General features: G+C 71.0%; 10 protein-coding genes. 5 read left to right on the top strand and 5 right to left on the bottom strand.

The genetic code is table 11. From position 1 onward, the window contains the following. The 3 genes from ACZ470_RS03355 to ACZ470_RS03345 are packed head-to-tail and all read right to left on the bottom strand — an operon-like array spanning position 1 to position 2,585. Positions 1-807 carry an MlaE family ABC transporter permease gene (locus ACZ470_RS03355; RefSeq protein ID WP_468423934.1) on the bottom strand — a complete coding sequence of 269 codons (807 nt, stop codon included), beginning with the start codon at positions 805-807 and terminating at the stop codon, positions 1-3. Positions 808-813: 6 nt separating this feature from the next. Beyond that, the gene (locus ACZ470_RS03350) at positions 814-1,578 is read right to left on the bottom strand and encodes an MlaE family ABC transporter permease (RefSeq protein WP_468423932.1); all 765 of its coding nucleotides are present in this window, start codon (positions 1,576-1,578) and stop codon (positions 814-816) included. After that, on the bottom strand, positions 1,575-2,585 hold the full coding sequence (locus ACZ470_RS03345) for an ABC transporter ATP-binding protein (RefSeq protein WP_468423930.1): 1,011 nt from the start codon (positions 2,583-2,585) through the stop codon (positions 1,575-1,577). The genes ACZ470_RS03350 and ACZ470_RS03345 overlap by 4 nt, the downstream gene beginning before the upstream one ends. A gap of 634 nt (positions 2,586-3,219) precedes the next feature. Here ACZ470_RS03345 and ACZ470_RS03340 point away from each other — a divergent pair. The 4 genes from ACZ470_RS03340 to ACZ470_RS03325 all read left to right on the top strand — a co-directional run bounded on the left by ACZ470_RS03340 (position 3,220) and on the right by ACZ470_RS03325 (position 7,957). Then, on the top strand, positions 3,220-3,855 hold the full coding sequence (locus tag ACZ470_RS03340; protein WP_468423929.1) for a hypothetical protein: 636 nt from the start codon (positions 3,220-3,222) through the stop codon (positions 3,853-3,855). Positions 3,856-3,990: 135 nt separating this feature from the next. After that, positions 3,991-5,553, top strand: a complete 1,563-nt coding sequence (locus tag ACZ470_RS03335) for a DUF6801 domain-containing protein (RefSeq protein ID WP_468423927.1) — start codon at positions 3,991-3,993, stop codon at positions 5,551-5,553. 36 nt (positions 5,554-5,589) lie between these two features. Further along, a complete protein-coding gene (locus ACZ470_RS03330) occupies positions 5,590-6,531 on the top strand; it encodes a hypothetical protein (RefSeq protein ID WP_468423925.1) in 942 nt (313 codons plus the stop codon). A 214-nt stretch (positions 6,532-6,745) separates the two neighbouring features. Then, entirely contained in the window at positions 6,746-7,957 is a 1,212-nt protein-coding gene (locus ACZ470_RS03325; protein WP_468423924.1) for a PucR-like N-terminal domain-containing protein, read from the top strand. Positions 7,958-8,009: 52 nt separating this feature from the next. Here ACZ470_RS03325 and ACZ470_RS03320 read toward each other — a convergent pair whose 3' ends face one another. Continuing rightward, positions 8,010-8,660, bottom strand: a complete 651-nt coding sequence (locus ACZ470_RS03320; RefSeq protein WP_468423923.1) for a DUF4360 domain-containing protein — start codon at positions 8,658-8,660, stop codon at positions 8,010-8,012. Between the two features lie 294 nt (positions 8,661-8,954). On the opposite strand from ACZ470_RS03320, the gene ACZ470_RS03315 reads away from it, so the two are divergent. Next, the gene (locus tag ACZ470_RS03315; RefSeq protein ID WP_468423922.1) at positions 8,955-11,795 is read left to right on the top strand and encodes a glycoside hydrolase family 35 protein; all 2,841 of its coding nucleotides are present in this window, start codon (positions 8,955-8,957) and stop codon (positions 11,793-11,795) included. An 18-nt stretch (positions 11,796-11,813) separates the two neighbouring features. On the opposite strand, the gene arfA is transcribed toward ACZ470_RS03315, so the two are convergent. Then, on the bottom strand, positions 11,814-13,319 hold the full coding sequence (gene arfA, locus ACZ470_RS03310) for an arabinosylfuranosidase ArfA (protein ID WP_468423921.1): 1,506 nt from the start codon (positions 13,317-13,319) through the stop codon (positions 11,814-11,816). Positions 13,320-13,324: the final 5 nt, after the last annotated feature.

Raw genomic sequence — 13,324 nt, 5'->3', positions numbered from 1 at the left:
TCACCCCGCCACCTTCACGGTCGTGGTCGCGCCCCACAGGGCGAGCGACAGGAAGAAGTCGGTGACGCTGATCAGCACGATGGCGTTGCGCACGGACCGGCCGACGGCGACGCCGACACCGGCGGGGCCGCCCGTGGCGCGGTAGCCGTAGTAGCAGTGGGCGAGGATCACCATCACGCTGAAGATCAGCACTTTCAGCACGGAGAGCAGGACGTCCGTCGGGGAGAGGAAGAGGTTGAAGTAGTGGTCGTAGGTGCCCCGGGACTGGCCGTTGAACAGGACGGTGACGTAGCGGGACGCCAGGTAGGAGGAGAGCAGCCCGATCGCGTAGAGGGGGACGATGGCGACGACCCCGGCGATGATGCGCGTGGTGACCAGGTAGGGCACGGAGCGGATCCCCATCCCCTCGAGGGCGTCGACCTCCTCGTTGATGCGCATGGCGCCGAGCTGGGCGGTGAAGCCGGCGCCGACGGTCGCCGAGAGGGCGAGTCCGGCGACGAGGGGGGCGATCTCGCGGGTGTTGAAGTAGGCGGAGACGAATCCGGTGAACGCGGCCGTCCCGATCTGGTCGAGGGCGGCGTAGCCCTGGAGTCCGACGACGGTTCCGGTGAAGAGCGTCATCGCGATCATCACGCCGACGGTGCCGCCGATGACGCCGAGGCCGCCGGAGCCGAAGGCGACCTCGGCGAGGAGGCGTTGCACCTCCTTGAGGTAGCGGCGCAGGGTCCGCGGGATCCACAGCAGCGCCCGGGTGTAGAAGAGCAGGTGGTCGCCGGAGCGGTCGAGCCAGGCGAGCGGGGAGGCCATCGGGCCTCAGCCTCCCTTCGGCGGGACGATCTGGAGGTAGAGGCCCGTCATCACCATGTTCACGAAGAAGAGCAGGAGGAAGGTGATGACGACGGACTGGTTGACGGCGTCGCCGACGCCCTTGGGGCCTCCGCGCGGGTTGAGTCCCCGGTGGGCGGCCACGATGCCCGCGATGAATCCGAAGACCAGCGCCTTGAGTTCGCTGATGTACAGGTCGGCCGGCTGGGCGAGGGCGGAGAAGCTGGACAGGTAGGCGCCGGGGGTGCCGTCCTGGAGGATGACGTTGAAGAAGTAGCCGCCGAGGGTGCCGACGACGGAGACCAGGCCGTTGAGCAGGACCGCCACGCCCATGGTGGCCAGGACCCGGGGCACGACGAGGCGTTGCACGGGCGAGACGCCCATGACCTCCATGGCGTCGAGCTCCTCGCGGATCTTGCGGGAGCCGAGGTCGGCGCAGATGGCGGAGCCGCCGGCGCCGGCGATCAGCAGGGCCACGATGAGCGGGCTCGCCTGCTGGACGACGGCGAGGACGCTGGCGCCCCCGGTGAACGACTGGGCTCCCAGTTGCTGGGTCAGGGAGCCGACCTGGAGCGCGATGACGGCGCCGAAGGGGATCGAGACGAGGGCGGCGGGCAGGATGGTGACGCCCGCGACGAACCAGAACTGCTCGACGAACTCGCGGAACTGGAAGGGTCTTCGGAAGACGGCGCGGCTCACTTCGGCGGCGAGCGCGAAGAGTCTGCCCGTCTGCCGCAGCGCACCGGTGATCATGCGCCGCTCCCGGCGGCGGGTGTCGGCAGGGTGGGCGCCGAGGCGCTCTCCGCGTAGGTCCTGCGGATGGCGGAGCGCGCGACCGGCGGCAACTGGTCGATCATGCTCATGACACGCTCACGTCGCCGGGCGACGGCCCGGCGCGGCGGGAGGCCGGGGGACGGCTCCAGCTGCGGAACGATGGTCCGGGGCCGGGCCGCGGTGGCGACGGCGGCGTCCGCCTCGGCGGCGAGGGTGGCCGCGTCCTTCTCCTCGGACATCCCGATGGGTCCCTCGCGCCGGCCGCCGAGGAACTGGGCCACGACCGGTTCCTCGCTGGTGAGCAGGACCTCGCGCGGGCCGAAGGTGACGAGCTCGCGCCGGAAGAGCATCCCCATGTTGTCGGGCACGGTGGCGGCGATGTCGAGGTTGTGGGTGACGATCAGCATCGTCGCGTCGATCTGCGCGTTGAGGTCGATCAGCAGTTGGGAGAGGTAGGCGGTGCGGACCGGGTCGAGCCCGGAGTCCGGTTCGTCGCAGAGGATGATCTGGGGGTCCAGCACGAGCGCGCGGGCCAGACCGGCCCGCTTGCGCATGCCGCCGCTGATCTCTCCCGGCAGCTTGCCCTCCGCGCCCAGCAGCCCGACGACCTCGATCCGCTCCATCACGACGCGGCGGATCTCGGACTCCTTCTTGCGGGTGTGCTCGCGCAGCGGGAAGGCAATGTTGTCGAAGAGCGACATGGACCCGAAGAGGGCTCCGTCCTGGAACATGAGACCGAACAATTTCCGGGTCTCGTATATATCCCTTTCGGGACTGTTCACCATGTCGACCCCGTTGATGAGAACACGGCCCTTCTCGGGTTTGAGCAGCCCTATGAGCGACTTCAGGAATACGGTCTTCCCGGTGCCGGACGGACCCAGCATCACGCTCACCTCTCCGGCGGGAAGGGTGAGTGTCACGTCCCGCCAGATGCTCTGCTCACCGAAGGACTTGGTCAGGCCCTCGACCACCACTTCGATTCCCATATCACCTCCAGCGCCCTCGTGGACTTTGTCAGCGCGCAGACAACATGCCGCACCCGCACTTGTCTCCGGGGAGACAGGCAGGGCCTCGCGACCCCGGGGGGTGTGGGTCCGCGAGACCCTGCCGACGGACGCCCGGCCCCAGTGGAGGGCGCGGCCGGAAAGCATCCGTCACGGCTCCGGCCGACGGGGGCCACCGACCTGGAACCGAGGAGCACTCCGGCACGTTACGGCCGAGTAACCTCGGCGGGCAAGAGCGGAATACGAGTTTTCCAGGACGTCCGGTTCGGCCATCCGGAACCTGTCAGGCAGCAGATAAAAAACGGCCGCGAATTTGTCACCGAGCGAGCACCGCGGCGCGCTGCGGAGCGGCTATCAGGGAGTCCCGGCACCATCGGGCGAAGCGTTCGACATTGACAGTCGGTGACTAAGTCGGCCCATGAGCCACTCACCCCGGAAACAGATGGTTGCCCTTTTCAAAGAATCATGAACAGCGGCATTGTTCGGCTAAGTTTCCCGCAAGTAACGTCATTGCTCTCGGACAGGGACCACCGAGCCGCGGGCCGCATGGCCTCCCCTCGAAAACTCGGCCACGGCCCACTTCTGCCGGCCAATCCACAAGGAGAGTCCTGGAGTCATGAAGAAGAACACGAGAAGGTTCACCGTCGTGGCGGGTGCGGCCGCGGCCGCCTTCGGTCTCGCCGTCGCGCCCGCCTCGGCGGTGCCCTCCACGGTGTGGACCGTCACCCCGACGGGCAGCTACACGGCGACGAACAGCGGCAACATCGTGCTCACCGCCACCATCCCGATGACGTGCACGACCTCGGGCGCCTCGGGCACCATGGCGAGCGCCACGGGCAACCCGGCCACGGTGGCCACCATCAGCGCCATCAACTTCGGCACCTCCACCTCGCCGTGCACCAGCGTCCTGGGCAACGTCACCACCGTGGCGGTCACCCCCTGGACCGTCGTCGCACAGGACTACACCGCCGCGACCGGCGTCACCAAGGGTTACATCGGCAACGTCAAGGCCAACGTGACCGCCGGCGCCTGCAAGTTCACGGTCACGGGCAAGGCCTCGGCCACCTACACCAACTCCACCGGCGTCCTGGCCGTCAACAGCGTCTCCGGTGACCTGGTGGTCAGCTCCAGCCCCGCCCCCGTCAACTGCGGCTCGGTGGTCACGACCGCCACCAAGCCCATCTTCAAGGGCAACTACACCATCAAGGCGTCGAACGGCTCCATCCCGAAGATCGTCGGCTCCAACCCGTAAGGCGCCACCCGCCCGTGTCCACCCCGCCGGAGGCCCCGGCCGGGCGGACACGGGCTGCCCGGCCGAACCCTCCGGACCCCTCCGGGCGCCTCCGGACCTCCGGAACCCGCCGTCGAACGACCCGAGTGGAGCTGTATGAGAGGCCATCGTGCCGCCGCGCCGCGGCCACCCCGTGTCCGCGCCCGGAGCGCGGCGATCGGTGCGTTCGTCGTGCTCGCCGCCACGATCCCGGCCGCGGTATCCACCGCGGACACCCTGGAGGTGGACGCCGAACTCCCCTACGCCTGCGCGCTGCCGTCCGGACGGCAGCCCGTGACGGTCCGGGTCTCGGCGGTGTTCCCGGACCGGGCGGAGCCGGGCGAGGCGTTCTCACCCACCGACGTCACCACCACCGTGGTTCTCCCGGCGGAGGCGGTCGCCGACCTCACCGCGCCCGAGGCCGCGACCGTCCGGGCCGCCACCCGCCTCACCGTCGGCGTCACCCAGAACCGGGCCGCCGCCGAGGCGACCTGGCGCGGCACCGCGGAGCCGGTCCCCCTTCCCGATTCCGGACCGCTGACGCTGACCACGACGGGCGACGTCCCCTCGGTGACCGGGCAGGGCGACGGCGCTCTGACGTTCACCGCCGGGAACCTCGCCGTCGACCTGGCGCCCGGCACGGCGGACGGGACCGCCACCGGGGCCGACGCGCTGACGCTCGACTGCTCCCCCGCCGGGGACCCGCCGGAGAACGGGCCGCTGGCCACCGTGCCGGTCGGCACCGACACACCGGAGCCGAGCGGTTCGCCGTCCGCGCCCGGCTCCTCCCCCGCGACGCCGGACCCGTCCTCCGGGACGCCGGAGGACGGACAGGGGAACCGCGCGCCGAAGGTGGCGGAGACCCCGCCCGGCGGTACCGCGCGGCGCGACGCACCACCCTGCCGCTACGACGACGAGAATCCGTCCACGTCGGCGTCGCTGAACGCCTACATCACCGGCTACTCGAACGTGCGGAAGCTGCGAGGGGCCTCGCTCATCCCCGTGTCCTGCATCCTCGTCGAACAAGGACCGCTGGACATCGTCGACTTCTTCCCGGACTTCTCCGGCGCCTATCTGAGACAGCACTCGGAGGGCAGGCTCCACCATCAAGGACGCGAGCAGACGCCGCCGTTCCAGGCCACCTTCCTGACCTTCGGCTTCGTGCCGACGAAGGCCACGATGGTGCTGGAGCAGACCGGTCCCCTCACCCTGGACGTCGCCGGGGAGACCGTGTTCGCGACCGGACACACCACCTTCGAGACCCGTGCCCGGGTCCCGTTGGTGCTCCGGGTGACCGCTCTCGAGGTCAACGGCACCCCCCTGGACGTCGGGGCCGGCTGCCGGACGGAGAGCCCGCTGCGCTCCCCCGAACCGGATCCCTCGACCTACCCGGGCGACCACATGCTGCTGTTCGGGAGCAGCACGCACCAGCCACCCGAGATGCCCGTCGGCTATCTGCTCAGTTCCGGCGGCCCGCTGACCGGAGAGGTGACCATCCCCGCCTTCACCGGCTGCGGGACCGGCGGCGAGAACCTCGACCGCCTCCTCACCGCCTCCGTCTCCGGCCCCGGCAACCACGTCAAACAGATCCAGGGCCAGACCTGCGCGGTGCAGGTCTTCAACCCCGACGAGTGCACCGAGGACCTTCAGCCCCTCAAGATCCCCGTCCCCGAGCGCTGATCCGTACCTCCCCTCCTCCACGGAAGGCCATCACCCATGCCCCTGCTCACCACCCGCACCAGGGTCGCCACCGTCTCCGCCCTGACGGCGCTCGGCGCCCTCGCCTCCCTGGGCACCGCGACCGCCGCCGAGCCCGCGCTGAACGGCGAGTGGGCCCCCTTCACCCGCTGTCCCGTGGACGCCCCGGCGATGCTGGCCGCCGACGGCTACGACAGGACCCCGCAGTGCGTGGTCTCCGCCTCCGCGAGCGGCTCCATCAAACTGGGCAAGACCACCGTGGTCACGGGGAGGACCAACCTCCAGATCGGGGTGGTCCAGAACGCGGACGGCACCAGCAGCGTCGTCGCCCCGCCCTCCGGCGCGCTCGTCGCCGACTCCGCCACCGTGCCCGGCGGTCTGCTCGGCCTGATGTGCCCGAGCGACGTGCCGGTGATCACGGCCATCTGCAAGACACTCGAGAACTCCACCCTCAACCGGATCACCGCCACCATGGAGTCCGTCGGCGCGCCCTACGCCTTCGACCAGACCGCGGGCGTCCTCACGGACCTGCCGATCGTCGCCCTGCCGGTCCGCATCCACCTGGAGAACCCGCTCCTGGGCGGCAACTGCTACATCGGATCGAAGTCCGAACCGATCCTGCTGCGCCCGAAGAACCTCGACTACCCCGAGTTCGGAATGAGCTTCTTCAAGGGCGACGGCACCGCCGACGAATCCGGTGAGATGAGCCGGATCAACCTCACCGGCGCCACCCAGAACGACAGCACCTTCGCGGTCCCCGGGGCCACCGGCTGCGGACTGAACGTCGGCCTGATCAACGCCGCGGTCAACGCGAAGACCGGGCTGCCCTCCGCCGCCGGGAACAACAGCCTCACCCTCAACGACACACAGACCCACCTCACCGGCCTGAACGCGCCCGGCACCGCCGCCCCCGAGGCCGGCAGGGTGCTCGCGGAGAACTGGCACTCCGCCGTCAGGTAACGGCCACCCGGCAGCGGTTCCCGGCCGTTGCGGCGGCCGGGCCCGTGCAGCGGTGAAGAATTTCTGCTCAAATCGTGTACAGGAAAAGGGAGTTGATTTAGCTTCAGATTCTCAGACCGGCGTGCCTGGTGGAGCGGTCGGGCGTGGTACGGCACCCGGCTGGACGACGTCCCCCGGCCACCCCGCCGGACACGTCGGAGAGCAAGGGGTGACGATGCCCTCGATCACACGGCCCCCGGAGGCCGGCGAACCGCTCGAACCCTTACCCAGGAAGTTCGCGGCCTTCATCCGGCCGGAACTGCCGGGTCTGCTGAACGAGATACGCGCCGAGGTCACCCGCGCGTACCCCGTCTACGGTCGGCTGCTCAACGGCCCGAACGGGGACGCGATCCGCCAGGGCGTGGAACAGGCGCTGGTCGCCTTCGTGGACCGGGTGGCCGATCCGGGCCGGAGCTCGGAACTGCGGGACGAACTGCTGCGCAGGTTCGGCCGGGTGGAGGCGTACGAGGGCCGCGACCTGGAGACCCTCCAGAGCGCCTACCGGCTCGGGGCCCGCATCGCGCTGCGCCGCGCCAGGACGGTCGGACGGCAGTACAACCTCTCCCCCACCCTCATCCTCGCCTTCGCCGACGCCCTCTTCGCATACGTCGAGGAACTGGAGGCGATCACCCGCGAGGGGTACGCGGAGGTGCGCGAGCGGGCCGCCTCCGAAGTGTCCGCGTTACGAAGACAGCTGCTCCACCTGATCCTGGCGGCGTCGCCGCTGCCCCAGACCACCGTCTCGGAGCTGTGCGAGGCCGCCGCCTGGGAACTGCCCCGCACGTGCACCCTCGTCGCCCTCCGTCCCCCGGTGCCGGACCACATCCAGGCGGCGCTCGACGGCGACGTCCTCGCCGACCTCGACATCCCGCAGCCGCATCTGCTCGTCCCCGGGGACCTCACCCCGCAGCGCCTCGCGATGCTCGGCACGGCCCTGGCCGGCACCCGGGCCGCGGTGGGCCTGACCGTACCGCTCGCGCAGGCCGCCGACTCCGTCCGCTGGGCCCGCCGTGTGCTCCAGTTCGTCGACGACGGGGTGGTGCCCGACGCCCCGCTGGTCCGGTGCGAGGACCATCTGGTCACGCTGTGGCTGCTGTCCGACCCCGCCCTCGTCGACCATGTCGCGGCCCGCGAACTCGCGCCGCTCGACGGGCTGCCCGCCGGCCGGCGCCGGCGGCTGGTCGAGACGCTCCGCGTCCACATCTCCACCCGGGCACCCGCCGAGCAGGTCGGCGAGATGCTGGGCGTGCACGCCCAGACCGTCCGCTACCGCCTGCGGAACCTGGACGCCCACCTGGGCGACCGCCTCACCGACCCCGACCACCGCTTCGCCCTGGAGGTGGCCCTGCGCTCCCTCCACCTGCGCGGCCACGACGGCGGGGAGTGATCCCCGAGCGGGCGGACCCGAGCATCCGGGCCCGCCCGCCCTCAGTGTGCCGTCAGTCCTGCGGGCACTCCTTCCACGCGAGGTGGTACACGGTGCTGATGTCTCCGTCCGTGGAGTCCATCGTCATGAAGCTGACCTCGTCGGGCGAGGTCGTGCCGGCGCTCACCCGCAGCTCCGTGTTGATGTTGAAGTTGCGCTGGACCCCGCAGGGTGCGTAGACGAGCTGCGCCCAGTCAGTCTCGTCCGTGGCCTGCCAGTTGTCGTCGTAGGGGCCCGCGACGGGGTGCGTGCGGTACTCCGTGTTCGGGGAGCCCTGGAAGTAGTACGACGCCCGCTGCGTACCCCTCGCGCCGGGCTGGAGCGAGGCGAAGCCCCGGTAGTCCGCGCTGGCGATGGCGTAGGTGAAGCCCTGCGGAACGTGCACCAGCAGGCTGAGCTGGCAGTTCTTGCGGGAGGCCGTGGGGTCGGAGTCCCCGCCGGCCTGGGCGAGGTAGTCGCTGTACGTCACGGTGAACGCGGTGTTGTCCGCGGAGACGGCGACCGCGGCGGTGCCCTGGGGGCAACCGGAGCCGTTCACCGTGGCGACCTTGATGACGATCTTGTCCGGGGGCGGGTCGTCGAAACCGGACGACGGATTGTGCGCGGGCAACGCGGCGGTGAGGAGTGCGGCCGCCGCCGCACTCAGGAGCAGGCCACCAGCCATGGTCTCCATCCTTCTGTGGGGGGTTTGATTGAAATGTCATGCACATGCCAATAGTGCGGACACATGCGCTCCCGGCCTCGTGAAGGAGGCATGGAGGTGCGGTGAAGGCCGGGAGCGCTCGCATCGTATGGAGCCCCGCGAGCCGCGGACAGGGCGAACTCCGGCCATTCACTTTCACCACGCCAACCCGGGAGGAAACGGGCGTACCGGAACCCTCGTGTGAACGGAGGGATGCCGGTTCGTGGACAATGGCCCACCGGCACCCCGTGTGGCAGCACAACAGGAGGCGCTCCCTTGGAGCTCAGCAGGCGTACCTTCACCGCCCTCGCCGGCACGGCGGCGCTCGGTCTCGCGCTCGCCGGCAGCGGCGGGGCGGCGACCGGCACGCACGGGCCGCGCAGCGTGCCGACGGGCCCGCCGCCCCCGCCGCCGAGCGCGGACGGCAGACGGCACCGGGTCACCTACGACCGGTACTCGCTGCTCGTCGACAACCGGCGCCTGGTGCTGTGGTCCGGCGAGATGCACCCCTTCCGGCTGCCCAGCCCCTCCCTGTGGCGGGACGTGCTCCAGAAGCTGCGCGCCCACGGCCACAACGCGGTCAGCGTCCCCGTGCCCTGGAACTACCACTCCCCCGCGCCCGGCACGTACGACTTCACCGGGGTGCGGGACCTGGACCTCTTCCTGCGCACGGCCGCCGAGGAGCGGCTGTACGTCATCCTGCGTCCGGGGCCGTACCTCGGGTCCGCGGATGTCGACGCCGGCGGCTTCCCCGGGTGGCTGACGGCCGCCGAGGGCACCGCGCGGACCGCCGACCCGGAGTACCTGCGGCACGTCGACGAGTGGCTGGGCGCCGTCAACCGCATCGCCGTCCGGCATCTGTTCACCGCGGGCGGCGGCACCGTGCTGCTGTACCAGCTCGAGGACGGGTTCGAGGTCTCCGCCGACGACCCCGACGGGCGCGCCTACCTGACCCACCTGTACGACAGGGCGCGGGCCGACCGCATCGACGTACCGCTGTTCCACACGGACGGGCACTTCGGCGAGCGCGGGACCGGCCGGCCGACGCCCGGGTTCGTGTCCGCGGCGGCGGGCGGGGCTCCCGACCCGTGGGGCGGGGCCGGCTCCGGCGGCAAGGGGTACGCGGAGGTGCGGCGGACGCACGACCCGGCCTCCGAACGGCGCGCGTACCTCACCGCGCTCGCGGGCGGCACCACGGTGCACAACGTCCGGATGGCGTTCGGCGGCACCTCGTGGGGCTGGCTGCCCGCGCCGGGCGTCTACACCTCGTACGACCACGGGGCGGCGATCGACGAGGGCCGGCGGCCCACGCCCGGGTTCGCCGCGGCACAGCAGCTCGGTCATCTGCTGCGGACCGTGCCCGACCTCGCCCGGCTGGACCCGGCGAAGGAGGTGCGGGCGGAGGACGACCGGCTGAAGGTGCACCACCTGGCCAATCCCGACACCGACGCCCAGGTGTACGTCCTGCGCAACGACTCCGCGGAGCCGGTCGCCTCGCTGCTGCCGGACACCGATGTCGACGTTCCCGTCACCGTCGGCGCGGGGGACGCCAAGCTGCTCGCCACCGGGCTGGAGCTGGGCCGCCGGAAGCTGGCGTTCACCACCGCGCAGCCCATGCTGAACATGACCGTCGGACGGCAGGACATCGCCCTGTTCACGGGCCGCGCCGGCGAGACCGCGCAGATCGCCCTGGACTGCGACACCCAGCCGCTCACCAGCCGGCTCGACGACGAGCCCGCGTGGTCCTTCGACCGGGGCAGGCTGAACGTCGTGGTGCCGCTCGGGGTGGGCGGGCTGAGCCGGGTCCTGGTCGAGGGCGGGGACACCGAGACACCCATGGTGCTGCTGTTCGCCGACGACGCGACGGCGCTGCGCATGTGGCCGTACGAGACCCCGGCCGGCTCGATGCTGGTGTACGGCCCGGCGCTGCTCCGCTCGGTCACCCTGCGCGGCGCCACCGCCCATCTCGTCGGCGATCTCGTGGGCGAGACGGGCCTGGAGGTGTGGGTGCCGCGCGGGATCACCGCCGTGACCTGGAACGGACGGCCGGTGCGCACCCAGGTCGGCCGGGCCGGGAGCCTGGTGATGGAGGGGCTGCTGCCGGACGTGCCCGAGGTGCGGCTGCCCGCGCCGGCCGGCTGGCGGCGGCGGGCGGAGAACCCCGAGTCCGAGGCCGGCTTCGACGACTCGGCGTGGACGGCCGCCGACCGCACCTCCTCGCACAGCACCACGCCGGTGCCCGAGGGCGGGCCCGTCCTCTTCGCGGACGACTACGGCTTCCACCACGGCGACGTCTGGTACCGGGGCCGGTTCACGGACACGCGCGGGATCGACTCCGTGACGCTGTCCTACAGCACCGGTACGCAGGGACTGCTGATGGCCTGGCTGGACGGGCGCCCGCTGGGCACGCACCGCATGCCGGTGCCGGACGAGGACACGGCGGACAAGGGCACCTGGACGGCGAAGGCCACCTTCGAGGTGCCGAAGAAGCTGCGCGAGCGGGGCCGGCACGTGCTGTCCGTGCTGGTACGGCCGATGCAGCACGCCCGGGACGAGGAGCGTACGGGCGCCCACAAGGCCGCGCGCGGGCTTGTGTCCGCTCGGTTCGGGGGCGGCTCCCGGGACGTGGAGTGGCGGATCCAGGGCGCGGGGGCGCCGGACCGGGTGCGCGGGCCGCTGAACAACGGCGGGCTGCACGGGGAGCGGGAGGGCTGGCATCTGCCGGGGTTCGACGACCGGGAGTGGCGGACCGTGGAGTTCCCGCACGAGGAGCGGCGGCAGGGCGTGGCCTGGTACCGCACGGGGTTCCGGCTGGACGTCGATCCGGACGTGGACGCGTCGATCGGGCTCACGATCGAGGACGACCCGGAGCGCGCCTACCGGGTCCAGATCTTCCTCAATGGCTGGAACATGGGCCAGTACATCAACGATGTGGGCCCGCAGCACACCTTCGTCCTGCCGAACGGGATTCTGCGCACACGTGGGGCCAACACATTGGCCCTGGCGGTGCTGTCGGACGGAACCACCCCCTCGGGGCCGCGCGATGTGCGGCTGACGCTGCTGGGCGCGGCGCAGGGCGGGGTTCCGGTGGAGGCGGTGGACTCACCGGGAAGGTGAGCCCACCGCCGGCGGGGCTCACGCCAGCCGGATCACGTTCCAGGACAGCGGCTCCAGTACGGCCTTGAGCCGGCCGTCCTCCAGGGTCGTACCGTCGGCCGTGTGCGGGGTGACCCGCTCGGGCTCGGCGAGGGTGTTGCGGGCGTCGGGGTCCGCGTCGGAGAGGACGCTGTGCTCCACGACCGAGGTGAGGTCGAGGCCGTTGAGGGCGACCTCCAGGGGCAGGGACTCGGTGCGGCCCCGGTTGACGGCGAACACGGTCACCGTGCCGTCCTCGGCACGCACGGCGGTGGCGTGCAGCAGATCGGCCTCGCCGTACTTCTTCGTCCCGTACGTCGGTGAGTCCACGCGGACGTCGAGCACCTCGCCGCGGCCGTACTTCGAGGCCTGGGCGAACGGGAAGAAGGTGGTCTGCCGCCAGGCCGGGCCGCCGGGCTCGGTCATGATCGGGGCGATCACGTTGACGAGCTGGGCGAGGCAGGCGACGGTGACGCGGTCCGCGTGCCGCAGCAGGGCGATGAGGAGCGAGCCGAAGACGACGGCGTCGGTGACGCTGTAGTTGTCCTCGAGCAGGCGCGGGGCCTCCGGCCAGTCGAGCTTGCTGACCTGGGCGTCCGTCTGGGCCATGTACCAGACGTTCCACTCGTCGAAGGAGAGGTTGATCTTCTTCTTCGACTTGAGGCGGGCGCCGACGTGGTCGCAGGTGGCGACGACGTTCTCGATGAAGGACTCCATGTCGACGGCGGAGGCGAGGAAGGAGTCGACGTCGCCGTCGAGCGGCTCGTAGTAGGCGTGCAGGGAGATGTAGTCGACCAGGTCGTACGTCTCCTGGAGGACCGTCGCCTCCCACTCGGCGAACGTCTCCATGGCCTGGCCGGAGGAACCACAGGCGACGAGCTCCACGCCGGGGTCGATCTGGCGCATGGCACGGGCGGTCTCGGCGGCGACCCGGCCGTACTCCTCGGCGGTCTTGTGACCGGTCTGCCAGGGGCCGTCCATCTCGTTGCCGAGACACCACATGCGGATGCCGAACGGGTCCTTGTCGCCGTGCTCGACGCGCAGGTCCGAAAGGGCCGTGCCGGAGGGGTGGTTGGCGTACTCCTGGAGCTCCAGGGCCTCGGCGACGCCGCGGGTGCCGAGGTTGACGGCCATCATGGGTTCGGCCTGAGGGCCGATCTTCTTCAGGAAGGCGATGTACTCGGAGAGGCCGAAGCGGTTGGTCTCCGTGGAGCGCCAGGCCAGGTCGAGGCGGCGGGGGCGGTCCTCGACGGGGCCTACGGAGTCCTCCCACTTGTAGCCGGAGACGAAGTTGCCGCCGGGGTAGCGGATGGCGGTGACGCCGAGTTCTCTGACGAGGTCGAGGACGTCTGTGCGGAGGCCTTCCGCGTCCGCGGTGGGGTGGTCGGGTTCGAAGATGCCGGTGTACACGCAGCGGCCGAGGTGTTCTACGAACGATCCGAAGAGGCGGGGGTTTACTTCACCTACGGTGAAGGCGGGGTCCAGGGTGAAACGGGCGGTTCGCATGTGCG

This window comes from Streptomyces sp. NPDC031111, from assembly GCF_055570675.1.
Note: the sequence above shows the minus strand (reverse complement) of the source record. Positions and strands in the feature narration are given on the sequence as shown.

Bases quoted from the DNA above. Each gene is read 5' to 3' on its own strand.
- ACZ470_RS03320 (WP_468423923.1), bottom strand. From the start codon at position 8,660: ATGGCTGGTGGCCTGCTCCTGAGTGCGGCGGCGGCCGCACTCCTCACC.
- ACZ470_RS03330 (WP_468423925.1), top strand. From the start codon at position 5,590: ATGCCCCTGCTCACCACCCGCACCAGGGTCGCCACCGTCTCCGCCCTG.
- ACZ470_RS03345 (WP_468423930.1), bottom strand. From the start codon at position 2,585: ATGGGAATCGAAGTGGTGGTCGAGGGCCTGACCAAGTCCTTCGGTGAG.
- arfA (WP_468423921.1), bottom strand. From the start codon at position 13,319: ATGCGAACCGCCCGTTTCACCCTGGACCCCGCCTTCACCGTAGGTGAA.
- ACZ470_RS03355 (WP_468423934.1), bottom strand. From the start codon at position 807: ATGGCCTCCCCGCTCGCCTGGCTCGACCGCTCCGGCGACCACCTGCTC.
- ACZ470_RS03340 (WP_468423929.1), top strand. From the start codon at position 3,220: ATGAAGAAGAACACGAGAAGGTTCACCGTCGTGGCGGGTGCGGCCGCG.
- ACZ470_RS03325 (WP_468423924.1), top strand. From the start codon at position 6,746: ATGCCCTCGATCACACGGCCCCCGGAGGCCGGCGAACCGCTCGAACCC.
- ACZ470_RS03335 (WP_468423927.1), top strand. From the start codon at position 3,991: ATGAGAGGCCATCGTGCCGCCGCGCCGCGGCCACCCCGTGTCCGCGCC.
- ACZ470_RS03350 (WP_468423932.1), bottom strand. From the start codon at position 1,578: ATGATCACCGGTGCGCTGCGGCAGACGGGCAGACTCTTCGCGCTCGCC.